Source organism: Burkholderia sp. JP2-270, from assembly GCF_003233675.1.
GTDB classification, from domain to species: Bacteria; Pseudomonadota; Gammaproteobacteria; order Burkholderiales; family Burkholderiaceae; genus Burkholderia; species Burkholderia pyrrocinia_C.
The window spans coordinates 2,114,233-2,138,645 of record NZ_CP029824.1 but is presented as its reverse complement, the minus strand read 5'-3'; the positions used below and the strand labels follow the sequence as shown (position 1 = coordinate 2,138,645).

The window sequence follows — 24,413 nt, the reverse complement described above, 5'->3', positions numbered from 1 at the left end:
GGGTTGGGTAAGATGCGCGTAAGCGGCCGCCGCGCCGCCCGACCTCAGGAGTCCGTCACGCGCCCATGACCCTCGACTGGCTACATCTCGGCACCCTGATCCTGACCATCCACGTGCTCGGGATCGTCGCGGCGTGCCACGCCATCATGAACACGCGCACGTCGCAAGGCGCGATCGCATGGGCCGTCTCGCTCGCCGCGATGCCGTACCTGACGCTCGTTCCGTACCTGTTCCTCGGCCGCAGCAAGTTCTCCGGCTACGTCGACGCACGGCGCCACGAACTGGAACTGTTGCGCACGCACACACCGCGCTCGCCGTGGCTCGGCACCGATGCTGACGATGCAACCGACGGCCCGGCCGCCGCCGCGCTCGGCCAGGCCGCCGTGCTCGCGCTCACGCGGCTCTGCGGCATGCCGTTCCTCGGCGGCAATTCGGTGCGCACGCTCGTGAACGGCGACGCGACGTTCTCGGCGATCCTGTCGGCGATCGATGGTGCGCGCGACTACGTGGTCGTCCAGTTCTTCATCGTGCGCGACGATGCGCTCGGCCAGATGCTGCTCGACTCGCTGCTGGCGCGTGCGGCGGCCGGCGTGCGCTGCTGCCTGCTGTACGACAGCATCGGCAGCTTCGACCTGCCGCACAGCTACGTCGACACATTGCGCAAGGGTGGCGTCGAGGTCCATCCGTTCGCGACCAATCGCACGTTCGTCAACCGCTTCCAGCTCAACTTCCGCAACCATCGCAAGATCGTCGTGGTCGACGGCAATCGCGCGTTCGTCGGCGGCCACAACGTCGGCGTCGAATATCTCGGCGCGAATCCGCGCCTGTCGCCGTGGCGCGACACGCACATCGAGATCCGCGGCCCCGCGGTCGCGAGCATCCAGTACGTGTTCGCCGAAGACTGGCACTGGGCGACGCAGAAGCTGCCGCCGCTCGCGATGCCGCCGCCCGCGCAGCCCGGCGACGGCATGCATTGCCTCGTGGTGCCGATGGGGCCGGCCGACAAGCAGGAAACCGGCTCGCTGTTCTTCGTCGAGGCGATCAATGCCGCGCGCGAGCGGATCTGGATCACCTCGCCGTACCTCGTCCCCGACGAAGCCGTGCTCTCCGCGCTGAAGCTCGCGGTGATGCGCGGCGTCGACGTGCGCATCCTGATCCCGAGCCGGCGCGATCACTACGTGGTGTTCGAGGCGTCGAAGCTGTACGCGCGCGACCTGATCGACGCGGGCGTCAAGGTGTTCCGCTACCGGCCCGGCTTCCTGCACCAGAAGGTCGTGCTGATCGACCGCATCGCGGCGGCGATCGGCAGCGCGAATCTCGACAACCGCTCGTTCCGACTCAACTTCGAGATCATGGTGCTGACCGTCGACCGCGCATTCGCCGACGAGGTCGAGACGATGCTCGATGCCGACTTCGCGCAGGCGTACGGCGTCGATGCGAACGAATACCGCCAGTCGCCCGCATGGCGGCGGATCGCGATGCACGTCGCGCGGCTGTTCGCGCCGATCCTGTAACCGCCGTGAGGACGGCAGCACCCGAGCGATCCGCACCGGCGCGGCGCACGTCGCCCCGCGCCGTCACAGCAGCTTGTCGATATCCGCGGCGATTTCGTCGGGCTTGGTCGACGGCGCATAGCGCTTGACGATGCGCCCTTCGCGGTCGACCAGGAATTTCGTGAAATTCCACTTGATTGCCTTGAGGCCGAGAATGCCGGGCGCCTCGTCGGTCAGGTAGCGGTACAGCGGATGCGCATGGTCGCCCTTCACGTCGATCTTCGCGAACATCGGGAACGTGACGCCGTAATTGCGCTCGCAGAACGCGCCGATCTGCGCGGCGTCGCCGGGCTCCTGCTTGCCGAACTGGTTGCACGGGAAGCCGAGCACGAAGAAGCCGCGCGCCGCGTACTGGTCGTACAGTTTCTGCAGGCCCGCGTATTGCGGCGTGAAACCGCACTCGCTCGCGGTGTTGACGATCAGCAGCACCTTGCCGCGATACGCGTCGAGCGAAACCGGCGCGCCGGCGAGCGTCTCTGCGCTGAACGAATACAGGGTGGACATCGGGCACTCCTTTTACGAAACCGGATCGACGTGGAGTCTAGGCGAAATCGCGCCGTTGCGGCATCCGCCGAGCGGCCGATGCCCGGCAAGAACGGCGCGCAGTCTAGAATAGCGGTTTTGGCCAGTCATTTCCGCCGTGATCCGTTTCAATCAGTTCAGCCTTGCGCGAGGCACCAAGCCGCTGTTCGAGTCGACCTCGTTCGTGCTCAATCCCGGCGAGAAAGCCGGCCTGATCGGCGCGAACGGCGCCGGCAAGTCGACGCTGTTCGCGGTCCTGCGTGGCGAGCTGCACTCGGACGCCGGCGATTTCTCGATGCCGCCGTCGTGGCGGATCGCCCACGTGTCGCAGGAAACGCCCGCGGTCGACCGCTCGGCGCTCGACTACACGCTCGACGGCGACGCCGCGCTGCGCGAGATCGAGGCGCGCATCGCCGCCGCGTCCGCCGCGCATGACGGCGCCGCCGAAGCCGACGCGCACGCGGCCTTCGCCGATGCCGACGGCTACACCGCGCCCGCCCGCGCCGAAGCGCTGCTGCTCGGCCTCGGCTTCACGCTCGCCCAGACACGCGAACCCGTCGCCAGCTTCTCCGGCGGCTGGCGCATGCGCCTGAACCTCGCGCAGGCGCTGATGTGCCGCTCCGACCTGCTGCTGCTCGACGAACCGACCAACCACCTCGACCTCGACGCGATCGTCTGGCTCGAAGACTGGCTTCACCGCTACCCCGGCACGCTCGTCGTGATCTCGCACGACCGCGAATTCCTCGATTCGATCTGCAACGTCACGCTGCACCTGGAAAACCGTCAGGTGAAGCGCTACGGCGGCAACTACTCGCAATTCGAAGTGCTGCGCGCGCAGCAACTGGCGCTGCAGCAAAGCGCATACGAAAAGCAGCAGAAGACGATCGAGCACCTGCAGAGCTTCGTCGACCGCTTCAAGGCCAAGGCCACCAAGGCCAAGCAGGCGCAAAGCCGGATGAAGGCGCTCGAGAAGATGGAGCTGATCGCGCCCGCGCACATCGCGTCGCCGTTCACGTTCGAATTCCGCACGCCCGACGCCGCGCCGAACCCGATGATGGTGATGGAAGACGTCCGCTGCGGCTACCATGCCGACAACGGTGCGGACATCCCGATCGTCGAACGCGTGGCGCTGTCGATCCAGAACGGGCAGCGCATCGGCCTGCTCGGTGCGAACGGCCAGGGCAAGTCGACGCTGATCAAGACGCTGGCCGGCACGCTCGCGCCGCTGTCGGGCGACGTCCGCGAGGGCAAGGGGCTGACGATCGGTTATTTCGCACAGCATCAGCTCGAAACGCTGCGCGAGGACGATTCGCCGCTCGCGCATCTCGCGCGGCTCGCGCCCGACACGCGCGAGCAGGAGCTGCGCGACTTCCTCGGCGGTTTCAATTTCTCGGGCGACATGGCGACGAGTGCCGTCGGCCCGTTCTCGGGCGGCGAGAAAGCGCGCCTCGCGCTTGCACTGATCATCTGGCAGAAGCCGAACCTGCTGCTGCTCGACGAACCGACGAACCACCTCGATCTCGAAACGCGCCACGCGCTGACGATGGCGCTCGCGCAATTCGAAGGCACGCTGATCCTCGTATCGCACGACCGCCACCTGCTGCGCGCGACGACCGACCAGTTCATGCTGGTCGCGAAACACCGGCTGCAGCCGTTCGACGGCGACCTCGACGACTACCGCGACTGGCTGCTGCAGCACGCGGCCGAGCAGCGCGCGGCCGCGAAGGCCGACAGCGCGGCTGCGTCGGGCTCGGGCGCCGCGGCCAACCGCAAGGACCAGAAGCGTCAGGCCGCCGAGGAGCGGCAGCGCCTGTCGGTGTTGAAAAAACCGCTGCAGTCGCGCATCACGAAGCTCGAAAAGGAAATGGAGACGCTGCACGCGGAGAAGGCGCGCCTCGACGCGTTCGTCGCCGATCCGGCGAGCTACGAGGCCGCGCGCAAGACGGAGCTGACCGACGCGATCCGCAAGCTCGGGGACGTCAACACGCGTCTCGAAACGGTCGAGGCCGACTGGCTCGCCGCGCACGAAGAGCTCGAGCAGATCGGCTGAACGCGGCCGCAGTGCAGCCGGCCGGTGCCGCCGGCCCGGCGCGCTGGCGGCACCGGTTCCTCGACAAGCCATCGGGCCCGCGCCGGGCCCGGATACGACAAGGCCGGGCACACTGGCCCGGCCTTTTTACTGCCCTCGTCCGTCGGTTCGCAGGGCACCTGCCGGCTCAGCGCCGCGGCAACGTGTCGCGCGGCAGCTGCTCGTCGTCGCCCATCAGGTACCGGCGCCCTTCGGTCGGCCGCCGGATCGCCGCGGCGACCTCCGCTTCCGTCACGTCCTCGGACACGACCTTGCGCGCCAGGCGCCCCTCCTCGTCGATCCATTCGACGATCCGGCATCCGCCGCCCCAGGGCTGGCGAATCGGCTCCGACACGCGGCAGCCGCGCAGGTTGTAAAGGCGTCCGCCCGGCGCTTCCCCATACGATTTCAACATAGGTTCCCTTCGCATTGCGCGGTTCGACAACCCGGCAAAGGATAGGGAAAAGCGATGTCCGGCGGGTTACAGCAGCCTACATATTCTTTACAGAGAATTACGCGACAGATCGCCGACAGGCACAGCCCGCGTGGCTGCCGGGCCGATCACTCGAGATCGCGCACGCGGTCGATCGCCTGCTCGATCCGCTCGACAGCCATCACGTTCAACCCGTCGATCGGCTGCTTCGGCGCATTCGCCTTCGGGATCAGCGCGGCCGTGAAACCGAGCTTCGCCGCCTCGCGCAGCCGCTCCTGCCCGCGCGGGGACGGCCGGATCTCGCCCGCCAGCCCCACTTCGCCGAACACGATCAGCCCCTTCGGCAACGCCTTGTTGCGCATCGACGAATGGATCGCGAGCAGCACCGCGAGGTCGGCGGCCGGCTCGGTGATCTTCACGCCGCCCACTGCATTGAGGAACACGTCCTGGTCGAAGCACGCGATGCCCGCGTGCCGGTGCAGCACCGCGAGCAGCATCGCGAGCCGGTTCTGTTCGAGGCCGACCGCGAGCCGGCGCGGGTTAGGCACGTGCGCGGTATCGACCAGCGCCTGGATTTCGACGAGCAGCGGGCGCGTGCCTTCCTGCGTGACGAGCACGCACGAGCCGGGCACGATCTGCTCGTGCTGCGACAGGAACAGCGCGGACGGATTCGCGACGCCGCGCAGCCCGCGCTCGGTCATCGCGAACACGCCGAGTTCGTTGACCGCGCCGAACCGGTTCTTGAACGCGCGCACGAGCCGGAACGACGAATGCGTGTCGCCCTCGAAATACAGCACCGTGTCGACGATGTGCTCGAGCACGCGCGGGCCGGCCAGGTTGCCCTCCTTCGTCACGTGCCCGACCATGATGATCGCGGTGCCCGACTGTTTCGCGATGCGCGTGAGCTGCGCCGCGCATTCGCGCACCTGCGCGACCGAGCCCGGTGCCGACGTGAGCGCTTCCGAGTAGACGGTCTGGATCGAGTCGATCACGGCCACGTCCGGCCGCTCCGCGTCGATCGCGGCCTGGATCTTTTCGAGCTGGATCTCGGCGAGCAGCTGCAGCTCGGCCGCCGGCGTACCGCCGTCGAGCAGCGCAAGCCGTTGCGCGCGCAACGCGATCTGCGCGGCCGATTCCTCGCCGCTGATGTAGAGCGCGCGCCGTTCGCTCGCGATGTCCGCGAGCGACTGCAGCAGCAGCGTCGACTTGCCGATGCCCGGGTCGCCGCCGATCAGCACGACGCCGCCGGGGACCAGCCCGCCGCCGAGCACGCGGTCGAATTCGCCGATGCCGGTCGAGAAGCGCGGCACGTCGGCCGCTTCGATGTCGACGAGGCGCTGGACGGGCGCCCGCTTCGCGAGCGACTGGAAACGATGGGCCGACGGCGACTCGGCGACCGATTCGACCAGCGTATTCCAGGCCTGGCATGACGGACACTGCCCCTGCCACTTCGGGGTCTGCCCGCCGCACTCGCTGCAGACGTAGACGGTTTTCTGTTTGGCCACGCGCAATGCCCTTATTCCGCGCGCACGGGCACGCGGCCGGCGACCGCGCACATCAGCTCGTAGCCGATCGTGCCGCAATGACGGGCGACGTCGTCGATCGGCAGTGTATTGCCCCACAGCTCGACGCGCGCGCCGACGCCGGCCTGCGGGCACGGGGTCAGGTCGACCGTGATCATGTCCATCGACACGCGGCCGACGATACGCGTGCGGATTCCGTCGACGATCACGGGCGTGCCTTCGGGCGCGACGCGCGGATAGCCGTCCGCATAGCCGCACGCGACGACGCCGATCCGCATCGGCGCCTGCGCGGAGAACGTCGAGCCATAGCCGATGGCCTGGCCTTTCCCGATCGTTTGCACCGCGATCAGCTCGGACGCAAGCGTCATCGCGGGTTTCAGCCCCGTGTCGGCGATATCGGACGACAGCCCGGACGGCGACGCGCCGTACAGCACGATCCCCGGCCGCACCCAGTCGAAATGCGTATCGGGATGCCACAGCACGGCCGCCGAATTCGCGAGACTGCGCGCGCCGGCGATGTTTTCCGCGCCGCGCTCGAACGTCGCGAGCTGCTCGGCGACGCCGCGCTCGTTGTCCGCGTCCGAAAAATGGGTCATCAACGTGATCTGCCCGATGCCGGGGCACGCGCGGGCGCGCTCCCAGGCCGCACGGTATTTTTCCGGCAGGTAGCCGAGCCGGTTCATCCCGCTGTTCATCTTGAGCTGCACGTTGACGGGCTTCGACAGCCGCGCCGTTTCCAGCATCCGCATCTGCTCGTCGTTGTGGACGGTCGTCGTCAGGCTGTAGCGGTCGATCACGTCGATGTCGGTCGACCGGAAGAAGCCTTCGAGCAGCAGGATCGGGCCGGCCCAGCCGAGCTCGCGCAGCTTCACGGCCTCGTCGAGGTCGAGCAGGCCGAAGCCGTCGGTGCCGCGCAGGCCGGGAAACACGCGTGCGAGACCGTGGCCGTACGCGTTGGCCTTGACGACCGCCCAGACCTTGGACGGGCCGGCAAAGCGGCGGACGACGGAGAGATTGTTCGCGAGAGCGGCGGTGTGGATGGTGGCGGAGATCGGGCGCGGCATGGGAATTTACGTAAAGACGCTTGCGAATCATCAGCTTACCGCGCCTTTTGAGCACCGAAGCCGACAATTTGCGGAACGATCGGGGAATCTTGCTAGTCCGAATTGGCGTATTTTCATGTTATAAAGCCGTGCGCACAACCCATTTCGAACGGAATAAGCCGATCGCCTATCCGGCGGCCCATACGGCCGGACCGCAGCGACGAAAGCATCGCATCAGATGAAAAAAGGTTTTTACACCATCATGGCCGCGCAGTTTTTCTCGTCGCTGGCCGACAGTGCGCTCCTTATCGCCGCCATTGCCCTGCTGAAAGACCTCCACGCCCCGAACTGGATGATACCGCTGCTCAAGCTGTTCTTCGTGTTGTCCTATGTCGTGCTCGCGGCGTTCGTCGGCGCCTTCGCGGATTCGCGCCCGAAGGGCCACGTGATGTTCATCACCAACTCGATCAAGGTCGCCGGCTGCCTGATCATGCTGTTCGGCGCGCATCCGCTGATCGCCTACGGGATCGTCGGCTTCGGCGCGGCGGCCTACTCGCCGGCCAAGTACGGCATTCTCACCGAGCTGCTGCCGGCCGACCGGCTCGTCGCGGCGAACGGCTGGATCGAGGGCACGACCGTCAGCTCGATCATCCTCGGCACCGTGCTCGGCGGCGCGCTGATCAGTCCGCACATCGCATCGCACGTAATCGCGCATACGCCGTCGTGGATCAACACGCCCGCCGAAGCCGCGATCGCGGTGATCCTCGCGATCTACGTAGTCGCCGCGCTGTTCAACCTGCGCATTCCCGACACCGGCGCACGCTATCCGAAGCAGCAGCACGGCCCGATCAAGCTCGTCACCGACTTTGCCGACTGCTTCATGGCGCTCTGGCGCGACAAGCTCGGCCAGATCTCGCTGGCGGTCACGACGCTGTTCTGGGGTGCCGGCGCGACGCTGCAGTTCATCGTGCTGAAATGGGCCGAGGTGTCGCTCGGCATGTCGCTGTCCGAAGGTGCGCTGCTGCAGGCGGTCGTCGCATTCGGCGTCGCGGCCGGCGCGATCGCCGCTGCCGCCCGGATCCCGCTGAAGAAGTCGCTGACGGTGCTGCCCGTCGGCATCATCATGGGCATCGCGGTGATGCTGATGGCGTTCTACACGCGCGACCTGTTCCCGTCGCACTGGGCCGTGCACTTCGGCCACCTGCGCATGCCCGTCTACCTGATCGTCGCGTACATCTTCCTGATCTGCGTCGGCGCGCTGTCCGGCTACTTTGTCGTGCCGATGAACGCGCTGCTCCAGCATCGCGGCCACGTGCTGCTGTCGGCCGGCCATTCGATCGCGGTGCAGAACTTCAACGAGAACCTGTCGGTGCTCGTGATGCTGTGCCTGTATGCGGTACTCGTGTGGCTCGACGTGCCGGTCGGCGTCGTGATCGTGCTGTTCGGCACGTTCGTCTGCCTGACGATGTGGCTCGTGATGCGCCGCCACCAGGCGAACCAGCGCCAGTTCGACTCGGTCGCGCTGATCGGCGAAGCGCGGCACTGACGCTACACTTCCCGTTTCCGTCCGCCGGCGCCGGTCTTCGAACCGGCGCGTTGCCATCATGACGCATCCGATACCCAACATCCTGACGATCGCCGGCTCCGATTCGGGCGGCGGCGCAGGCATCCAGGCCGACCTGAAGACGTTTTCCGCGCTCGGTGCGTACGGCGCCAGCGTGATCACCGCGCTGACCGCGCAGAACACGCGCGGCGTGACGGGCGTGCACGCGCCGGACGCCACGTTCGTGACCGCGCAGCTCGACGCAGTATTCAGCGACATCCGCGTCGATGCGGTCAAGATCGGGATGCTTGCGAACGCGGCGATCGTGCACGCGGTGGCCGACGCGCTGCGCCGTTACGCACCTCGCTTCGTCGTGCTCGACACGGTGATGCTCTCGAAGAGTTCGCACGCGCTGCTCGCACCCGACGCGGTCGATGCGCTGCGCGACGCGCTGCTGCCTCTGGCGACCGTCGTCACGCCGAACCTGCCCGAAGCGGCCGCGCTGCTCGGCGACGCACCCGCTACCACTGAAGACGACATGGTCCGGCAAGGCCGGGCGTTGCTGCAGACGGGTGCGCGCGCCGTGCTGATGAAAGGCGGCCACCTGCCCGACGCGGCCGCGAGCCCCGACTGGCTCGTCGACGCGGCGCACACCGTGCGGCTCGACGGCCCGCGCGTGCCGGTCAGCAACACGCACGGCACGGGCTGCACGCTGTCGTCGGCGATCGCCGCGCTGCTGCCGCAGCAGCCCGACCTCGAAAGCGCGGTGCGCGAAGCAAAAACCTACCTGACCGGCGCGATCGCCGCGAGCGACCGCCTCGACGTCGGCCACGGCGTCGGCCCGGTTCATCACTTCCATCGCTGGTGGTAAGCGTCGCCTGACGCGGCGTCAGCTGTCCTGCGCCGCGAACGCCTGCGCGCGCGCCGGCCAGTCGTCGGGTACGACGAAGCCGCGCGCCGTCTCGCGCCACGTGCCATCGCCACCCTGTTCATAAATGCCGATCAGGTCGGGAGCCTGACGCGTCGCCAGCACGGACGGCAGCGCGAGTGCGGCCGCCAGCGGTTCGGGTTCGAAACCGGCGCCGGCGGCAACACGCCGCGGTGCGAGCCAAGCAAGCCGCGGCAACACGCTCCAGGCAACGCCGGTACGCTGCGCGGCCGCCCACGCCGGCCACTGCGCATGCGTCAGCCAGAAACCGTGCGGGTGATCCGGCGAGATTTCGGCGGACACGGGCGGCAACGGCGCACCGTGCGGATAGAACAGCCAGCCCCTGATGAACATCTGTGCGTCGGACGGCGCGCCGTAGCCGAGCAGCGCAAACCCGGCGCGATCGCCGAGCCGCAGCTGGTGGTCGAGCAGCCGGCTGCGCTTGCGGTCGAACCGGTCGACGAGATTGGGGCCGACGAAGTCGGCGAGCGACGCGCCATCGCGCACCGGTGCGCACAGATAGCACTTCACCGCGAGCTCCCAGTGCAGGCGCTGCCCGCCCGGCGCATCGACGAGAAAATCGACTTCGCCGAGCGTCAGGCCGTTGCTGCGCAGCGGGAGATTGGCCGCGACGAGCCGCAGCGACGGCCCGTGCGTGAGGAAATACTCGAGCAGGCATTCGGCGTAGCGGCCAAGCCGGGTGGGCCGCAACCCGGCGAGCGCGAGGTGCAGCGGCTCAGGCGCCGCATCGAGCGCGGCGAGCCATGCTTCGACGGCGGACTGTCCGGCCGCATCCGGCCACGGATGCGCGAGCGGCGCGCCGGGTGCCGCGGTCAGCAGGCTCGGGCTCGCGAGCAGCCAGCCCAGATCGCGAACCGCGGCGTCGCGCAGCGTATCGACGAATGCGAACGCCGCGCCGGTCGTCATTGCCCGGCCGGCCCGTTCGCGCCGCTACCCTCTGCGCGCCGGAACGTGTCGCGCGCGAGGCACAGGTCGGCCCACGCCTTCGACTTGTCCTGCAGGCTGCGCAACAGGTACGCCGGGTGGTAGGTGACGATCACCGGCACGCCTTCGTATGCATGCACGCGGCCGCGCAGCGACGCGATGCTGGCGTCCGTCTTCAGCAACGTCTGCGCGGCGAAGCGCCCGAGCGCGACGATCAGCTTCGGCTTCACGAGCGCGACCTGGCGCTGCAGATAAGGCTCGCAGCTTGCGACCTCGTCCGGTTCCGGGTTGCGGTTGCCGGGCGGCCGGCACTTGATCACGTTCGCGATATACACGTTGTCGCCGCGCTTGAGCGCCAGCGACTGCAGCATGTTGTCGAGCAGCTTGCCGGCCTGGCCGACGAACGGCTCGCCCTGCTTGTCCTCGTTTTCGCCCGGCGCTTCGCCGATCAGCATCCAGTCCGCCTCACGGTCGCCGACGCCGAACACGGTATTGGTCCGCTTCTCGCACAGCCGGCAGTGTGTGCAGTCGCGCACGCGCGCGGCCAGCGCATCCCAGTCGAGCATCGCAACCGGCGTTCCGGCGGGACGCGATTCGGCCGGCACGGGCTCGCCCGGCGGCGCCGCGTCGAACCACGCGAAATCGTCGGGTGCGTCGTCCGTCGGCGGCATTGAATCGGCTGAAGCCGCCGGCGCGAGCGTGCGATCACCATCGACGACGCGACGCGCCGGTGCGTCCGCAGCCGGTACGCCCGATGCCGGTACGCCCGAAGCCGGTACGCCCGAAGCCGGTACGCCCGAAGCCGGTACGCCCGAAGCCGGTACGCCCAAAGCCGGTATGCCCGATGCCGGTATGCCAGGCTCGCGAGCCGGCGACGCCTCGGCGGCTCGCACGACAGCCGGCGGCGCATCGTCTTGCACCGGCGCACGCACCGCGCGCGCCGGCCGATCGGCCGCAACGGCGGAAACGTCGTCCGCCGCACCGGTTTGCGCCACGGCGGGCGCGTCGGCTGCCGCGCCGTCGTCCGCGCGCTGCCCGCGCCGCACCCAGATCTGCGCGAGGCCCATTTCCTCGAGCGCCGCTTCAGCCCACGCCATGTGCGTCCCCCTCGTCCTTGCTCAGCGTCAGACGCATCACGATCGCGTCCTCCCGGCTGCGATGCTTCGCCGGATAGTAGTTCTTGCGCCGGCCGATGGTCACGAAGCCGAAACGCTCGTACAGATGAATCGCGCGCGGATTGGACGGCCGCACCTCGAGCAGCACGCCGTCGAGCCGCTCCGCGCGCGAAATGCGCACGGCCTCACGCAGCAGCGCGAGGCCCGCGCCCGCGCGCTGCGCGGCCGGCGCGACACACAGGTTCAGCAGGTGCATCTCGTCGATCACGGGCATCAGCACGCAATAGCCGATTAGCGAACCCGTCACGTGCCGCAGGCACACGCCCAGATAGCCGTTGCGCAACGAATCCTCGAAGTTGCCGCGGCTCCACGGGAATTCGTACGCGACCTGCTCGATCGCAACGACCTCGTCGAGATCCGCGTCCGTCATCGGCGCCAGATAGCGGTCGCTCAGCAGTACACCCGTCATCCCTTCGCTCCGCCCGTCTGCGCGGCCCGTGCCGCGATCCGCTCGGCAGTCGTCTGCGCGACCTTGTCGCGCACGTATTCGGGTGCGGCCTGATCGGCCGGCACCGTGCGCCCGGCGCGGAACGCGCGCAGTGCGGCATGCGCGACTGCCAGCGCATGCGGCAATGCTTCGCCATCGATCACGGCCGCGCGCGCCGCGGCCGGCAATTGCGCGCCGAACGCGGCAGCCGCATTGCCCGCAAGCGTGAATGGCGCGTCGGGCACGCCGACGGCGCCCGGCGCATCGAGCGACGCCGGATGCAGCGTGCGCCAGTCGCCGGCGCTGTCGTCCCACGCGAAGTCCGCCCAGTAGGCTTCGTCCATCCGCGCGTCCAGCGCGGCAAGCACGCGGGCCGTGCCGGGCGCGCGCAGCCGCGCGTGCTCCGCGCACGCGAGCAGCGTGCCGATCGGCACGACCGGCAGCCCGCGCCCGAACGCGAGCCCCTGCGTAATGCCGGTCGCGGTACGCAGGCCGGTGAACGAGCCGGGGCCCGCGCCGAACGCGATCGCGTCGCAGTCGGCGAGCGTCAGCCCGGATTCGGCGAAAAGTTCCTGGATCGCCGGCAGCACGCGCGTGCTCGACACGGCGCCCGTCTGTTCGTGGCGGACCCAGGTTTGCGGGGTGGAAACGGCGTCATCGGCATGGGCCGAGCGCAGCAGCGCGACCGAGCAGTATTCGGTCGACGTATCGATGGCGAGGAGCACTGTTTGCGTCATGGGCGACATTGTAATGCGGCGCCCCGCTCCCACGGGCGATCGGGCCCGATCCGTGCGTGCGCGCGGCGCCGGCGGCGGTTTGGAAGGATCGCTCGACCCCGCGCGGCGGTCCGCTTGTTAAGATCGCCCGACCTGAAACCCTTACGGAGACACCCGATGAGCGAACTCACCGCCCAATTCGACCAGGCCCAGATCGACGTCAAGCAACTGACGGAACGGCCTGGCAACCTGACCCTGCTGCGCCTGTACGCGCTCTTCAAGCAGGCGACCGACGGCGATGCCCACGGCGACAAGCCGGGCTTCACCGACATCGTCGGCAAATACAAGTACGACGCATGGGATGCGTTGAAGGGCACGTCGCAGGATGCCGCGAAGCAACAGTACATCGAGCTCGTCGAATCACTGAAAAACGGCACGGCTTCCTGACCGAACCACGCCGTTCGCAATAGGCAATCAAATCAGTGGCGCAGCGCAGCAAATCTCTTTATAATGCGGCCTGCGTCACCTCCGCGCTCGGCTCGCATGCCGTTCCGGCCCGACGCCTCGTAGCGTTAAGCTCCAATCCGGTTTAGAACCTGTCCCCTCCTGCTTCGACCCTCGCGGTCGTCACTTATCAGGCTGGCGGCCCCGCTCCTGAAGCGCGCCGCACCCAAAACAGCTTCTAATGCCTCATCCGCCGACTGTTCGGCGGATTGCACCCGTTTCCCGATTTGCTCGCTGAATCCGACGACTTGGGTATGCGCGATTGGCGCCGACGTTTCACCCACTGTGTTTCAAGGATTGTTATGACTTCGAGCATCAACTCCAGCCCGCTCAACGCGATCGCCGACCAGGCGCTCGGTCTCGACGACGCCGCCGCACCGGCCGCGGTCGAACCGGCGTCGGACGAGCCGAGCTTCGCGTCGCTCGGGTTGTCGCCGGAGATCGTCTCCGCGCTGCAGGCCGCCGGCTATGTGAAGCCGACGCCGGTCCAGCAGCGCGCGATTCCGGCCGGCATTGCCGGCCGCGACCTGCTGGTGTCGAGCCCGACCGGTTCGGGCAAGACGGCCGCATTCATGCTGCCCGCGATCGAACGCTTCGCGCAGCTCCAGAAGACGCTGGCGCAGCAACCGCGCGCGCCGCGCGAACCGAACCAGGGCGACCGCCGCGTGCGCCGCCCGCAACCCGTCGCGCGCCCGGGCCTGCTCGTGCTGACGCCGACCCGCGAACTCGCGATGCAGGTCACCACGGCCGCATCGACCTACGGCAAGCATCTGAAGCGCCTGCGCACGGTCAGCATCCTCGGCGGCGTCGCCTACGGCCAGCAGCTGATGCTGCTCGCGAAGAACCCCGAAATCCTGGTCGCCACGCCGGGCCGCCTGCTCGACCACCTCGAGCGCGGCCGCATCGACCTGTCCGAGCTGAAGATGCTCGTGCTCGACGAAGCCGACCGCATGCTCGACATGGGCTTCATCGACGATATCGAAACGATCGTCGCCGCGACGCCCGCGTCGCGCCAGACGATGCTGTTCTCGGCCACGCTCGACGGCAAGATCGGTTCGCTGACGAGCCGCCTGCTGAAGGACCCCGAGCGCATCGAGATCCAGCAGCGCCTCGAGTCGCGCGCGAACATCGCGCAGACCGTGCACTACGTCGACGACCGCGACCACAAGGATCGCCTGCTCGATCACCTGCTGCGCGACGACGCGCTCGACCAGGCGATCATCTTCACGGCAACCAAGATCGACGCCGACCAGCTCGCCGGCCGTCTCGCCGACGCAGGCTTCGAATCGGCCGCGCTGCACGGCGACCTGCCGCAGGGCGCGCGTAACCGCACGATCCGTGCGCTGCGCGAGCGCCGCGTGCGCGTGCTGGTCGCGACCGACGTCGCGGCACGCGGCATCGACATCCCGGGCATCACGCACGTGTTCAACTACGACCTGCCGAAGTTCGCGGAAGACTACGTGCACCGTATCGGCCGTACGGGCCGTGCGGGCCGCTCGGGTATCGCGGTGAGCCTCGTGCACCACGCCGAACAGGGCGCGCTCAAGCGCATCGAGCGCTTCGTGCGCTCGCCGCTGCCGGTCAACGTGATCGAAGGTTTCGAGCCGCGCAAGTCGGCGCCCCCGCGCGGCGGCAACGGCGGCCGCGGCCGTCCGGGCGGCGGCAACGGCGGCGGCCGGCGTTTCGGCGGCAAGCCGGGCGGCGGTCATGGCGGCAACGGTCGCAGCTACGGCGGCGGCAATGGCGGCGGCTGGAGCGGCAAGCCGGGCGGCAGCCGCGACGGCGGCCCGCGTCGCGACGGCCAGCGCAGCAGCGGCCCGCGCCGCGGCAATTCCGCGTCGTAAGCACGCACGGGCGGCCGCCCCACGGATGGCCGCCCCGCCAATCAGCCGACCGGCGCACCTGCGCCGGTTTTTTTTTCGCCTCGCCATACATTTCACGATGCGAAAAATTTTTTTGTGTCGTAAAAAGTCATGCTGCGTGGCACAACCCAGACGATTGCGGGATGGGAAAGAGCATTTCTTATCCCGAAATACAGAATCCAAATAGTTGATTTAAAACAACTAAAAATTTACACACTTTCTGATACAGCCGCTGTTTCGCTCCCGTCGATTTGCCTAGACTCTTATACAAGACTTCACGAAACGGAACGCACCGCTTCCCGCTTCGAGAACAGCATTCCCACCGTCAGATTCGACCCATTAGGCAACACACCGCATCAAGGAGCTCATCATGTCGCGTCAGCAACAGGCACAGGAACTGCAAAAGCAATGGGAAACCGATCCGCGCTGGAAAGGCATCAAGCGCGGCTACTCGGCCGAGGACGTGGTCCGCCTGCGCGGCTCGATCCCGATCGAGCACACGCTGGCCAAGCGCGGCGCGGAAAAGCTGTGGGGCCTCATCAACAACGAGCCGTTCGTCAACGCGCTCGGCGCGCTGACCGGCAACCAGGCGATGCAGCAGGTAAAGGCCGGCCTGAAGGCCATCTACCTGTCGGGCTGGCAAGTGGCCGGCGACGCGAACGTCGCGGGCGAAATGTACCCGGACCAGTCGCTGTACCCGGCAAACTCGGTGCCGCTCGTCGTGAAGCGCATCAACAACACGCTGACGCGCGCCGACCAGATCCAGTGGTCGGAAGGCAAGAACCCGGGCGACGAAGGCTATGTCGACTTCTTCGCGCCGATCGTGGCCGACGCGGAAGCCGGTTTCGGCGGTGTGCTGAACGCGTTCGAGCTGATGAAGGCGATGATCGAGGCAGGCGCATCGGGCGTCCACTTCGAAGACCAGCTCGCTTCGGTGAAGAAGTGCGGCCACATGGGCGGCAAGGTGCTCGTGCCGACGCGCGAAGCCGTCGCGAAGCTGTCGGCTGCGCGCCTCGCGGCTGACGTGATGGGCACGCCGACCGTGCTGGTCGCACGTACCGACGCGGAAGCGGCCGACCTGATCACGTCCGACGTCGACGACAACGACAAGCCGTTCCTGACGGGCGAGCGCACGGTGGAAGGTTTCTTCCGCACGAAGCCGGGCCTCGAGCAGGCGATCTCGCGCGGTCTCGCGTACGCGCCGCATGCCGACCTGATCTGGTGCGAAACCGGCAAGCCGGATCTCGAGTACGCGAAGAAGTTCGCGGAAGCGATCCACAAGCAGTTCCCGGGCAAGCTGCTGTCGTACAACTGCTCGCCGTCGTTCAACTGGAAGAAGAACCTCGACGACGCGACGATCGCGAAGTTCCAGAAGGAACTCGGCGCGATGGGCTACAAGTTCCAGTTCATCACGCTGGCCGGCTTCCATGCGCTGAACTACTCGATGTTCAACCTCGCGCACGGCTATGCCCGCACGCAGATGAGCGCATTCGTCGAACTGCAGCAGGCCGAGTTCGCGGCAGCCGACAAGGGCTTCACGGCCGTCAAGCACCAGCGTGAAGTCGGTACCGGCTACTTCGACGCGGTGACGCAGACGGTCGAGCGCGAAGCATCGACGACCGCGCTGCACGGCTCGACCGAAGACGAACAGTTCTTCGACGGCAAGAAGGTCGCGTAACGCGCGCAAGCGGCGTGGCATCGGCAACAGAACACAATCAGGGAGGAGACGGCAGGCGCGCGATGCAGATCGCGCGACCGGCCGCGCGGCCCGCGGGCCGCCAGCAACGACGCGCGCCGGCTCTGTCCGGCGCGCCCTTTTTCTACGGTGCCGGTCCTGCCGCCGCCCGCGCGGCCACAACCGGCGCAGCCCTACCGATAGACGATCACCGGAATTTTCGTATGGGTCAGCACACGCTGCGTCTCGCTGCCGATCAGCAGGCTGCCGAGCCCGCGGCGTCCGTGGGACGCCATGAAGATCACGTCGCAGCCGCCGCGTTCGGCCGCCTCGATGATGCCGAGATACGGCGACGGATGTACGCTGGTCCACGTGTCGCAGACGACGCCGGCCACCTTCGCGGCCGATTCGACCTCGTCGAGGTGCGTGCGCGCCTCGCGCTCGCTGCGCGCCCGGAAATCGGCGGGCGGCTCGATGATCACCTCGGAAAACGGCGAGTACGGATACTGCGGCAGGCACGCGTAGGCCGTCACGCGCGCGCCGACCGCGCGAGCCAGGTCGATCGCGCCGTCGATCGCCTTTTGCGACAGTTCGGAACCGTCGGTTGGAACGAGGATGTGCCGGAACATCGCGCCCTCCTTCGTCAATCGCACTCCGCGCGCCGCGATCCCGTTCGGGCCGACCGCGAAGCGTCGCGCGTGCCTCCTACGATTGTAGTGTGCGAAACCGCGCAACCGGCACCGGCAGCGGGTTCGCCCTCATATCGGAAACGCGCGGGCGCGGGCACGCGCGGCCTACTCGCCCCAATAACCGGGCCGCTCGTACGTGTGCTTCAGGTAATCGAGAAACAGGCGCACGCGCAGCGGCAGGTGGCGGCGCTGCGGAAACACCGCGTGGATGCCGATCGGCGGCGCGGCGAACGCGTCGAGCACGCTGACGAGCCGGCCGGCCGCGATGTCCTCGCCGACCTCCCACCACGAGCGCCATGCCAGGCCGTGGCCGGCGAGACACCACTCATGCAGCACCGCGCCGTCCGAGCATTCCATCGTGCCGTTCACGCGGATCGACACGACCTTGTCGTCCTCCTGGAACGCCCAGCCGCGCTGCTGGTTCGCGTTTGCCGCGAGCGCGAGGCAGTTGTGCCGCGCCAGTTCCGCGAGCGTGGCCGGCGTGCCGCGCCGAGCGAGATACGCGGGCGACGCGACGCACACGCGGCGATTCTCGCCGAGCTTCAGCGACACCAGCGACGAGTCCGGGAGTTCGCCGAGCCGCACCGCGCAATCGAACCCTTCGTTGACGAGGTCGACCATCCGGTCGGACAGGTCGAGCGTGACCGACACGTCCGGATGCCCGCCGCTGAACTCGGGCACGAGCGGCGCGACGTGCCGCCGGCCGAAGCCGGCCGGCGCGGAAATGCGCAGGTGACCGCTCGCCTTGACGCCGCCGGCGGACACGCTCGCCTCCGCGTTCTGCATGTCGTTGATGATCCGCTGGCAATCCTCGAGGAATGCCGACCCCTCGAACGTCAGCGTGAGCTTGCGCGTCGTGCGCACCAGCAGCTTGACGCCGAGCCGCTCCTCGAGCGCGTCGAGGCGGCGGCCGATGATCGCCGGCGCGACGCCTTCCGCGTGCGCGGCCGCCGACAGGCTGCCTTTCGCCGCGACCGCGGCGAAGGTTTCGATCTGTTTGAACCGGTCCATGACTCGCAGGGACGGCACCGCCGCCCTTCAAATAGCTTAAGCCGCTCAGATTATGTATATGAAAGTAAAAGATCAAGTGATGATTAGCATCTTTTTTAGCACCTGCGATCACGAATAGAATCGACTCGACCTCTGAAACTGGAGCGCAAGGCTATGTCGGCCACAACGACACTCTCCTCTCCCGACGCAATCCTCTTCGACGCATTCGGCACGTTGTTCGACGTGCATGCGGTCGTGGCCGCGGCAGAGCAGATGTTTCCCGGTCACGGGGAACGTTTGTCGCAGCTGTGGCGACGCAAGCAAATCGAATACTCGCAGCTGCGCACGCTCGCCGATCCGGCCGGCGCCCGCTATCGCCCGTTCCGGGACATCACGCTCGACGCGCTGCGGTTCGCCGCGCGCGCGCTCGGCCTCGCGCTGAACGGCGCAGCCGAGAAACGGCTGATGGACGAATACGCGTGCCTGTCCACCTATCCCGATACGGTGCCCGCGCTGCGCAAGCTGCGCGCCCTCGAGCCGCGCCCGCCGCTCGCGATCCTGTCGAACGGCAACCCGCAGATGCTCGACATCGCGATCAAGAGCGCCGGCATGTCCGGGCTGTTCGATCGCGTGCTGTCGGCCGACACCGTGCGCGCCTACAAGCCGAGTCCGGCCGTCTACGCGCTCGGCACCGCCGCGTTCGGACCGAACCCGCGCGGCATCGTGTTCGTGTCGTCGAACGCGTGGGACGTCGCCGGAGCCGCGTGGTTCGGCTACACGACGTTCTGGCTCAACCGCACCGGCGCGCCCGCCGAGGAACTCGGCGCGCCGCCCGACGGCACGGGCGCCGGCATGGCCGACCTGCTCGCATTCCTCGCCGCCCCGGCTCCGTCCGGCAGACACGCAAATCGCACGCGCCCCGGCCCGGGTGCATGACGCTCGCAGCTGCCGCCTTCCCCCTTCACCGAAACCGCAACTGACCGACCAAGGAGATGAGACTCATGAGCACCCCGATCACGCTGCCGCAAGGCATGACGATCACCGGCGAAATCAAGCCGGGTTACGAAGCGATCCTGACGCCCGACGCGCTCGCACTCGTCGCAGCGCTGCACCGCGCGTTCGAACCGCGCCGCCAGGCGCTGCTGCAGGCGCGCATCGAGCGCACGAAACGCCTCGACGCGGGCGAGCGCCCGGACTTCCTGGCCGATACCAGGGCGATCCGCGAAGGCGACTGGAAGGTCGCGCCGCTGCCGGCCGACCTGCAGTGCCGCCGTGTCGAGATCACGGGCCCCGTCGAGCGCAAGATGATCATCAACGCACTGAACTCGGGTGCCGATTCGTACATGACGGACTTCGAGGATTCGAACGCGCCGAGCTGGACGAACCAGATCGACGGCCAGATCAACCTGAAGGACGCGATCCGCCGCACGATCTCGCTCGAGCAGAACGGCAAGTCGTACAAGCTCAACGACAAGGTCGCGACGCTGATCGTGCGTCCGCGCGGCTGGCACCTCGACGAGAAGCACGTGACGGTCGACGGCCAGCGCGTGTCCGGCGGCATCTTCGATTTCGCGCTGTTCCTGTTCCACAACGCGAAGGAGCTGATCGCGCGCGGCTCGGGCCCGTACTTCTACCTGCCGAAGATGGAAAGCCATCTCGAGGCGCGCCTGTGGAACGACATCTTCGTCGCCGCACAGGAACAGGTCGGCATCCCGCGCGGCACGATCCGCGCGACCGTGCTGATCGAGACGATCCTCGCCGCGTTCGAGATGGACGAGATCCTGTACGAACTGCGCGAGCACAGCTCGGGCCTGAACGCCGGCCGCTGGGACTACATCTTCTCGGCGATCAAGAAGTTCAAGAACGACCGCGATTTCTGCCTCGCCGACCGTTCGAAGATCACGATGACCGTGCCGTTCATGCGCGCGTACGCGCTGCTGCTGCTGAAAACCTGCCACAAGCGCAACGCGCCGGCGATCGGCGGGATGAGCGCGCTGATCCCGATCAAGAACGATCCGGAAGCGAACGACAAGGCAATGGGCGGCGTGCGCTCGGACAAGCAGCGCGACGCGACCGACGGCTACGACGGCGGCTGGGTTGCGCACCCGGGCCTCGTGCCGATCGCGATGGAAGAGTTCGTCAAGGTGCTCGGCGACCAGCCGAACCAGATCGCGAAGCAGCGCGACGACGTGCAGGTCGAAGGCAAGAACCTGCTCGACTTCCAGCCTGAAGCGCCGATCACGGAAGCCGGCCTGCGCAACAACATCAACGTCGGCATCCACTACCTCGGCGCGTGGCTCGACGGCAACGGCTGCGTGCCGATCCACAACCTGATGGAAGACGCGGCCACCGCCGAGATTTCCCGCTCGCAGGTGTGGCAGTGGATCCGCTCGCCGAAGGGTGTGCTCGACGACGGCCGCAAGGTCACGGCCGACCTCGTGCGCGAATACGCAAAGGTCGAGCTCGACAACGTGAAGCGTTCGGTCGGCGGCAACACGCAGCCGTACGAGCGCGCCGCGGCGATCTTCGAGCAGATGTCGACGTCGGAAGGCTTCACCGAATTCCTGACGCTGCCGCTGTACGAGGAAATCTGACGAAGCGGCCCGCTGCGATCGTCGGCCGGCACGCGCCGTCGGCAATCGCACGCGGCGACAGCATGAAAAAAGCGCCCTGCGGGGCGCTTTTCTTTTGCGGCGAAACCGACTGCCGCGCGGACGCTCAGGCGACTTCCCGCTCGCGCCGGTGCTGGACCCAGTCTCCCGACGCGATGCGCGGACGCCCGGCTGCCGCGTGCGCGGCGACCGGGTAATACAGGCATGCGTACCTCCGGCCGCCGAGCTCGACGGTCACCTTTTCCGGCTTGAACAGCGTGTCGACGCCCGGATAAACGCGCTCGATCTCGTCGAGCACGGGAACGAGCTGCTCGTCGACCTCGTAGACATCGCCCCAGACCAGCGACTTGCCGGCCGGCCCGGCGACCATCCCCGGATACGTACCGAAATCGTACAGCTCGCCCGGCAGCGCGACCGCGCCAAGCAGCGTCGGCGCGGCGATCCCGTGCCGTGCGGCCGCATGGCCGATGTCGTTGGTCTCTCCGGCTCTCAGGGTGCCGTAGACGAATACGTAGCGCATCGTGGTTCTCCTCTTCGATTCGTATGCTGCCGTGTTCGCGCGCGATTCGTGCGAAATTGCGCACGCATCGATAGACCATCGGATCGGCCCGATGGTTCTGACCGGCGAGCGCGCGGCGTCGCGCAGCCGCGCCGAATTCGCCCGGTCCCATACAAAGTTCATTTGAACGCGGCATGATCGCCCGAAAAACCGCCGCATGCGCTTGCGCGGCGCCTTCTAAAATAACGGCATCGTCGCCGCGCCCGAACCGTCCATGAATCCGCCCGTCCAAGCCGACGCATCGAACCCATACGACGTCATCGACATCCCGCCTGAATTCGCGCCGACCACCGTCCATCCGATGCGCGTGCGCGCGCGGCGGGTCGACGCCGGCCACCGCATCCCGCTGCACACGCATGCGTGGGCGCAGCTCGCGTACGCGTCGCGCGGCGTGCTGCGCGTCGCGACGACCGGCACGACGTGGATGGTGCCGCCGTCCCGCGCGATCTGGGTGCCGCCGCACGTGACGCACGAGGTCGTGATCGTCGAGGAAGCGTATTTGCGCACGCTGTATATCGACGAGTCGATCGTGCCGGACGGGCTCGACGCGTGCCGCGTCGTCGAAGTGACGGGATTGCTGCGCGAGCTGATCGTCGCACTCGATGCGCGCAACCTCGGCACCGCGCGCGAGCGCCTGCTCTGCGGGCTCGTGCTCGACGAGCTGAGCCATGCCGAGCCGTTGCCGCTTGCGGTGCCGATGCCCGACGAGAAGCGGCTGCGCATGCTGTGCGAATCGGTACTCGCGCAACCGGCGCATGCGGAATCGCTCGAACACTGGGCGAGCGAGGTCGGCGCGAGCACGCGCACGATATCGCGGCTCTTCAAGCAGGAGCTGGGCGTGAGCTTTTCGCAGTGGCGCCAGCAGGCGCTGCTGGCGCGGGCGATCCCGCTGCTGAACCAGGGGCGCCCGCTGTCGCATATCGCGCGCGAACTCGGCTACCAGAGTCAAAGCGCGTTCTCGGCGATGTTCCGCCGTGCATTCGGCGAAAGCCCGCGCGCGTTCATGCTGCGCGGCTACGAGCACCGCGGCGCGGAAGGCCGCATTGCGGACGACGAGTCGCCGGACGACGACGCGATCGACGCCGGCCGCTGAGCTCCGGATCGTCAGACCTTCAGACCGGCCGCACCATATGGCGGATCGAGCCGAGTTGCGCGAGCCGCGGGCCGGCTACCTGGTAGCCCATGCGCAGGTAGAGACGCGCGGCGGGATTGTCGACGAACACGCGCAACTGCAATTCGTGCAGCCCGCGCGCACGCGCCCAGCGGTGTGACATGTCGAGCATGTAGGTGCCGGCGCCCTGCCCACGATGACCGGCTGCGATCTGGACGTCGCGGATATGCAGCGAATCGCCCTCCTCGGTCACGCGCAGCACGCCGATGCGCTCGCCGTCGGCCTCGAGGATGAAGTTCTCGGATTCGCGCCAGCTCGCGTAGAACAGGTCGCTGCGCCACACGAGCCCATGGCGCTTGTAGTAGCCGCCCATGTTGCCGTGCGTCAGCGCTTCGGCAAACGGGAAATCGTCGGGCTCCGCGGGCCGGAGCTGATACAGGAGTCGCAGGTCGGTCGGATCGAGCATCGCGCAGGGGTCAAGAACGCATTCCGCCACGATAGCGCAGTCGCGCACGGATGCAATCGCGAATTTCTCGTAGTGGCGCGGCGCTTGATTCCTGGATCAAGGTGCACGACGGACGCAACCGGAAACGCAAACGAAAATGCCCGCACGAGGCGGGCACTTTCGTTTGTTTGGCGGAGCGGACGGGACTCGCCTACATCCCGCAGGCCGCGGCTGCGCTTGCAGGCGCAGCCCTTCGAGTCCCGCCGGAAGCCGCGCAGGCGGCTTCCTCCGCTCCGCAGTCACGCGCCCGAGAACGGGCGCAACAACCGGACAGCACAAACGAAAATGCCCGCACGAGGCGGGCACTTTCGTTTGTTTGGCGGAGCGGACGGGACTCGAACCCGCGACCCCCGGCGTGACAGGCCGGTATTCTAACCGACTGAACTACCGCTCCAGTCTTGCTGCTTGCCTGGCAGGCGTCGGTTGCTTCCTGCCGGCGCATCGTTTGTTCGAACGACGCCGAAATCTGGCGTCCCCTAGGGGATTCGAACCCCTGTACTCACCGTGAAAGGGTGATGTCCTAGGCCTCTAGACGAAGGGGACAACGTACTGCTTACATCCTTAATGCAAAAGCCCGTTCAAAAACGTTCTTTGAACGGGCTTCGTTCTGGCGGAGCGGACGGGGCTCGAACCCGCGACCCCCGGCGTGACAGGCCGGTATTCTAACCAACTGAACTACCGCTCCAGCTTTCTTCACCCCACCTGCAGGACATCGTTCACGTTCCTGCAAGCGTTGCGGCACTTCTTACGAAACGCCGCTGAATCTGGCGTCCCCTAGGGGATTCGAACCCCTGTACTCACCGTGAAAGGGTGATGTCCTAGGCCTCTAGACGAAGGGGACAACGTACTGCTTACATCTTTAATACAAAAGCCCGCTCAAAAACGTCTTGAACGGGCTTCGTTCTGGCGGAGCGGACGGGACTCGAACCCGCGACCCCCGGCGTGACAGGCCGGTATTCTAACCGACTGAACTACCGCTCCAACTTCCTTACCCAACCCGCAGGACGTCGGTTACGTTCCTGCAAGCCTC

General features: G+C 67.4%; 22 protein-coding genes and 5 tRNA genes. 10 read left to right on the top strand and 17 right to left on the bottom strand.

Going from position 1 to position 24,413, the window contains the following annotated elements:
• Positions 1-65: 65 nt before the first annotated feature.
• Positions 66-1,514: a cardiolipin synthase gene (gene cls, locus DM992_RS10195; RefSeq protein WP_111016712.1), complete on the top strand. Its 1,449-nt coding sequence runs from the start codon at positions 66-68 to the stop codon at positions 1,512-1,514.
• Between the two features lie 63 nt (positions 1,515-1,577).
• Here the strand turns inward: cls and DM992_RS10190 are convergent, their stop codons facing one another.
• Entirely contained in the window at positions 1,578-2,057 is a 480-nt protein-coding gene (locus tag DM992_RS10190; RefSeq protein WP_111016711.1) for a glutathione peroxidase, read from the bottom strand.
• A gap of 136 nt (positions 2,058-2,193) precedes the next feature.
• Between DM992_RS10190 and DM992_RS10185 the strand changes: the two genes are divergently transcribed.
• A complete protein-coding gene (locus DM992_RS10185; protein ID WP_111016710.1) occupies positions 2,194-4,125 on the top strand; it encodes an ATP-binding cassette domain-containing protein in 1,932 nt (643 codons plus the stop codon).
• Between the two features lie 166 nt (positions 4,126-4,291).
• Here the strand turns inward: DM992_RS10185 and DM992_RS10180 are convergent, their stop codons facing one another.
• The 3 genes from DM992_RS10180 to alr all read right to left on the bottom strand — a co-directional run bounded on the left by DM992_RS10180 (position 4,292) and on the right by alr (position 7,163).
• Positions 4,292-4,558: a DUF2866 domain-containing protein gene (locus DM992_RS10180; protein ID WP_034184728.1), complete on the bottom strand. Its 267-nt coding sequence runs from the start codon at positions 4,556-4,558 to the stop codon at positions 4,292-4,294.
• 146 nt (positions 4,559-4,704) lie between these two features.
• Complete coding sequence (gene radA, locus DM992_RS10175) at positions 4,705-6,081, bottom strand: DNA repair protein RadA (RefSeq protein WP_111016709.1); 1,377 nt, start codon at positions 6,079-6,081, stop codon at positions 4,705-4,707.
• Positions 6,082-6,092: 11 nt separating this feature from the next.
• The gene (alr, locus tag DM992_RS10170) at positions 6,093-7,163 is read right to left on the bottom strand and encodes an alanine racemase (RefSeq protein WP_105390452.1); all 1,071 of its coding nucleotides are present in this window, start codon (positions 7,161-7,163) and stop codon (positions 6,093-6,095) included.
• A 217-nt stretch (positions 7,164-7,380) separates the two neighbouring features.
• Here alr and lplT point away from each other — a divergent pair, with 217 nt between their 5' ends.
• Positions 7,381-8,688, top strand: coding sequence for a lysophospholipid transporter LplT (lplT, locus tag DM992_RS10165; RefSeq protein ID WP_111016708.1), 1,308 nt, complete (start codon positions 7,381-7,383; stop codon positions 8,686-8,688).
• A 58-nt stretch (positions 8,689-8,746) separates the two neighbouring features.
• A complete protein-coding gene (gene thiD / locus DM992_RS10160; protein WP_111016707.1) occupies positions 8,747-9,556 on the top strand; it encodes a bifunctional hydroxymethylpyrimidine kinase/phosphomethylpyrimidine kinase in 810 nt (269 codons plus the stop codon).
• An 18-nt stretch (positions 9,557-9,574) separates the two neighbouring features.
• On the opposite strand, the gene DM992_RS10155 is transcribed toward thiD, so the two are convergent.
• Genes DM992_RS10155 through tsaB form a run of 4 tightly spaced genes read right to left on the bottom strand, consistent with a single transcriptional unit; the run spans position 9,575 to position 12,906 of the window.
• On the bottom strand, positions 9,575-10,540 hold the full coding sequence (locus DM992_RS10155; RefSeq protein WP_111016706.1) for a DUF1853 family protein: 966 nt from the start codon (positions 10,538-10,540) through the stop codon (positions 9,575-9,577).
• A complete protein-coding gene (locus tag DM992_RS10150) occupies positions 10,537-11,655 on the bottom strand; it encodes a uracil-DNA glycosylase (protein WP_111016705.1) in 1,119 nt (372 codons plus the stop codon). Before DM992_RS10150 ends, DM992_RS10155 begins: the two co-directional genes overlap by 4 nt.
• Entirely contained in the window at positions 11,642-12,142 is a 501-nt protein-coding gene (rimI, locus tag DM992_RS10145; RefSeq protein ID WP_111016704.1) for a ribosomal protein S18-alanine N-acetyltransferase, read from the bottom strand. Before rimI ends, DM992_RS10150 begins: the two co-directional genes overlap by 14 nt.
• Complete coding sequence (tsaB, locus tag DM992_RS10140; RefSeq protein WP_111016703.1) at positions 12,139-12,906, bottom strand: tRNA (adenosine(37)-N6)-threonylcarbamoyltransferase complex dimerization subunit type 1 TsaB; 768 nt, start codon at positions 12,904-12,906, stop codon at positions 12,139-12,141. The genes rimI and tsaB overlap by 4 nt, the downstream gene beginning before the upstream one ends.
• 147 nt (positions 12,907-13,053) lie before the next feature.
• Here tsaB and DM992_RS10135 point away from each other — a divergent pair, with 147 nt between their 5' ends.
• From DM992_RS10135 to aceA, 3 genes are all read left to right on the top strand, one after another.
• Positions 13,054-13,323 (top strand): acyl-CoA-binding protein, encoded by a 270-nt coding sequence (locus tag DM992_RS10135; protein WP_011352486.1) that lies wholly within the window; start codon positions 13,054-13,056, stop codon positions 13,321-13,323.
• Positions 13,324-13,682: 359 nt separating this feature from the next.
• Entirely contained in the window at positions 13,683-15,224 is a 1,542-nt protein-coding gene (locus DM992_RS10130) for a DEAD/DEAH box helicase (RefSeq protein ID WP_111016702.1), read from the top strand.
• A 388-nt stretch (positions 15,225-15,612) separates the two neighbouring features.
• The gene (aceA, locus tag DM992_RS10125) at positions 15,613-16,920 is read left to right on the top strand and encodes an isocitrate lyase (protein ID WP_111016701.1); all 1,308 of its coding nucleotides are present in this window, start codon (positions 15,613-15,615) and stop codon (positions 16,918-16,920) included.
• A gap of 191 nt (positions 16,921-17,111) precedes the next feature.
• Here aceA and DM992_RS10120 read toward each other — a convergent pair whose 3' ends face one another.
• Entirely contained in the window at positions 17,112-17,546 is a 435-nt protein-coding gene (locus DM992_RS10120) for a universal stress protein (RefSeq protein WP_111017878.1), read from the bottom strand.
• Between the two features lie 165 nt (positions 17,547-17,711).
• Positions 17,712-18,617 carry a LysR family transcriptional regulator gene (locus DM992_RS10115; protein WP_111016700.1) on the bottom strand — a complete coding sequence of 302 codons (906 nt, stop codon included), beginning with the start codon at positions 18,615-18,617 and terminating at the stop codon, positions 17,712-17,714.
• A 153-nt stretch (positions 18,618-18,770) separates the two neighbouring features.
• On the opposite strand from DM992_RS10115, the gene DM992_RS10110 reads away from it, so the two are divergent.
• Together DM992_RS10110 and aceB are read left to right on the top strand one after the other, a co-directional pair.
• On the top strand, positions 18,771-19,532 hold the full coding sequence (locus tag DM992_RS10110) for a haloacid dehalogenase type II (protein ID WP_111016699.1): 762 nt from the start codon (positions 18,771-18,773) through the stop codon (positions 19,530-19,532).
• A 65-nt stretch (positions 19,533-19,597) separates the two neighbouring features.
• Positions 19,598-21,190, top strand: a complete 1,593-nt coding sequence (gene aceB / locus DM992_RS10105) for a malate synthase A (RefSeq protein ID WP_111016698.1) — start codon at positions 19,598-19,600, stop codon at positions 21,188-21,190.
• 124 nt (positions 21,191-21,314) lie between these two features.
• Here the strand turns inward: aceB and DM992_RS10100 are convergent, their stop codons facing one another.
• Positions 21,315-21,728: a gamma-glutamylcyclotransferase family protein gene (locus DM992_RS10100; protein WP_111016697.1), complete on the bottom strand. Its 414-nt coding sequence runs from the start codon at positions 21,726-21,728 to the stop codon at positions 21,315-21,317.
• A gap of 253 nt (positions 21,729-21,981) precedes the next feature.
• On the opposite strand from DM992_RS10100, the gene DM992_RS10095 reads away from it, so the two are divergent.
• Positions 21,982-22,860 (top strand): helix-turn-helix transcriptional regulator, encoded by an 879-nt coding sequence (locus DM992_RS10095; RefSeq protein WP_111016696.1) that lies wholly within the window; start codon positions 21,982-21,984, stop codon positions 22,858-22,860.
• 19 nt (positions 22,861-22,879) lie between these two features.
• Here DM992_RS10095 and DM992_RS10090 read toward each other — a convergent pair whose 3' ends face one another.
• The 6 genes from DM992_RS10090 to DM992_RS10065 form a co-directional block, all read right to left on the bottom strand.
• A complete protein-coding gene (locus tag DM992_RS10090) occupies positions 22,880-23,344 on the bottom strand; it encodes a GNAT family N-acetyltransferase (protein WP_111016695.1) in 465 nt (154 codons plus the stop codon).
• 356 nt (positions 23,345-23,700) lie between these two features.
• Positions 23,701-23,777, bottom strand: a tRNA-Asp gene (locus DM992_RS10085).
• A 73-nt stretch (positions 23,778-23,850) separates the two neighbouring features.
• Positions 23,851-23,926, bottom strand: a tRNA-Glu gene (locus DM992_RS10080).
• 65 nt (positions 23,927-23,991) lie between these two features.
• Positions 23,992-24,068: transfer RNA gene (locus DM992_RS10075), tRNA-Asp, on the bottom strand.
• Positions 24,069-24,148: 80 nt separating this feature from the next.
• A tRNA-Glu gene (locus DM992_RS10070) sits at positions 24,149-24,224 on the bottom strand.
• A gap of 63 nt (positions 24,225-24,287) precedes the next feature.
• Positions 24,288-24,364: transfer RNA gene (locus tag DM992_RS10065), tRNA-Asp, on the bottom strand.
• Positions 24,365-24,413 lie beyond the last annotated feature (49 nt).

Excerpts from the sequence above, each read along its gene's own strand:
- alr (WP_105390452.1), bottom strand. The coding sequence starts at position 7,163 with ATGCCGCGCCCGATCTCCGCCACCATCCACACCGCCGCTCTCGCGAAC.
- DM992_RS10095 (WP_111016696.1), top strand. The coding sequence starts at position 21,982 with ATGAATCCGCCCGTCCAAGCCGACGCATCGAACCCATACGACGTCATC.
- DM992_RS10130 (WP_111016702.1), top strand. The coding sequence starts at position 13,683 with ATGACTTCGAGCATCAACTCCAGCCCGCTCAACGCGATCGCCGACCAG.
- DM992_RS10110 (WP_111016699.1), top strand. The coding sequence starts at position 18,771 with ATGTCGGCCACAACGACACTCTCCTCTCCCGACGCAATCCTCTTCGAC.
- DM992_RS10155 (WP_111016706.1), bottom strand. The coding sequence starts at position 10,540 with ATGACGACCGGCGCGGCGTTCGCATTCGTCGATACGCTGCGCGACGCC.
- DM992_RS10135 (WP_011352486.1), top strand. The coding sequence starts at position 13,054 with ATGAGCGAACTCACCGCCCAATTCGACCAGGCCCAGATCGACGTCAAG.
- rimI (WP_111016704.1), bottom strand. The coding sequence starts at position 12,142 with ATGACGGGTGTACTGCTGAGCGACCGCTATCTGGCGCCGATGACGGAC.
- DM992_RS10190 (WP_111016711.1), bottom strand. The coding sequence starts at position 2,057 with ATGTCCACCCTGTATTCGTTCAGCGCAGAGACGCTCGCCGGCGCGCCG.
- DM992_RS10180 (WP_034184728.1), bottom strand. The coding sequence starts at position 4,558 with ATGTTGAAATCGTATGGGGAAGCGCCGGGCGGACGCCTTTACAACCTG.
- thiD (WP_111016707.1), top strand. The coding sequence starts at position 8,747 with ATGACGCATCCGATACCCAACATCCTGACGATCGCCGGCTCCGATTCG.
- lplT (WP_111016708.1), top strand. The coding sequence starts at position 7,381 with ATGAAAAAAGGTTTTTACACCATCATGGCCGCGCAGTTTTTCTCGTCG.
- DM992_RS10100 (WP_111016697.1), bottom strand. The coding sequence starts at position 21,728 with ATGCGCTACGTATTCGTCTACGGCACCCTGAGAGCCGGAGAGACCAAC.
- DM992_RS10090 (WP_111016695.1), bottom strand. The coding sequence starts at position 23,344 with ATGCTCGATCCGACCGACCTGCGACTCCTGTATCAGCTCCGGCCCGCG.
- DM992_RS10150 (WP_111016705.1), bottom strand. The coding sequence starts at position 11,655 with ATGGCGTGGGCTGAAGCGGCGCTCGAGGAAATGGGCCTCGCGCAGATC.
- cls (WP_111016712.1), top strand. The coding sequence starts at position 66 with ATGACCCTCGACTGGCTACATCTCGGCACCCTGATCCTGACCATCCAC.
- DM992_RS10120 (WP_111017878.1), bottom strand. The coding sequence starts at position 17,546 with ATGTTCCGGCACATCCTCGTTCCAACCGACGGTTCCGAACTGTCGCAA.
- aceB (WP_111016698.1), top strand. The coding sequence starts at position 19,598 with ATGAGCACCCCGATCACGCTGCCGCAAGGCATGACGATCACCGGCGAA.
- aceA (WP_111016701.1), top strand. The coding sequence starts at position 15,613 with ATGTCGCGTCAGCAACAGGCACAGGAACTGCAAAAGCAATGGGAAACC.
- tsaB (WP_111016703.1), bottom strand. The coding sequence starts at position 12,906 with ATGTCGCCCATGACGCAAACAGTGCTCCTCGCCATCGATACGTCGACC.
- DM992_RS10115 (WP_111016700.1), bottom strand. The coding sequence starts at position 18,617 with ATGGACCGGTTCAAACAGATCGAAACCTTCGCCGCGGTCGCGGCGAAA.